Raw genomic sequence first — 518 nt, 5'->3', positions numbered from 1 at the left:
GATGCCTAAGACGCGCTTAAAGGCAGTCGAAAACGCACTAATTGAATCGTATCCAAGCGAAGATCCCACCTGAGCGACCGACTCCCTGGAGTGCTCGAGCTGGTCGCAGGCCAGAGCCATTCGCCAGCGTGTCAGATACAGCATTGCGGTCTCCCCCATTGCAGCCCGGAATTGGGTGGCGAAGACAGTCCTGGACATCCCGGCCTCGGCCGCAAGGCTGCGCAACGTCCATTTCCTCGCTGGGTGAGCGTGAATAGCCCGGAGCGCTCGGCTCAGCCGCGGGTCAGCCAGCGCGGCCAGCAAACCCGCCCCGCTAGCGCCTGCCTCACTAAGATGTGCCCGCAGGGCATGGACGAGCATGGTCTGGGCAAGATTTTGGGCCAGGAGCATTCCTCCTGGCTTCGATTCGCGCATTTCTTGCATCATGCGTTCGACCGCCCACCGCAGGACCGCCCGGTCGTCTGCGACTCTCAGATGAATCGCCGGCGGAAGAAGGCCCAGTAGCCAAGGAGCTTGAC

Annotated in this window: 1 protein-coding gene; it reads right to left on the bottom strand. The window is 62.2% G+C overall.

Features of this window, described 5'->3' with window-relative positions; all coding sequences use genetic code 11:
* The coding region (locus ACXJKH_RS22030) for an AraC family transcriptional regulator (protein WP_457322575.1) at positions 1 to 501 on the bottom strand (501 nt) is incomplete at its 3' end.
* Positions 502 to 518 lie beyond the last annotated feature (17 nt).

This window comes from Stenotrophomonas sp. P5_B8, assembly GCF_054049855.1.
The sequence above is the reverse complement of the archived record's forward strand: the minus strand, read 5'-3'. Positions and strand labels throughout refer to the sequence as shown.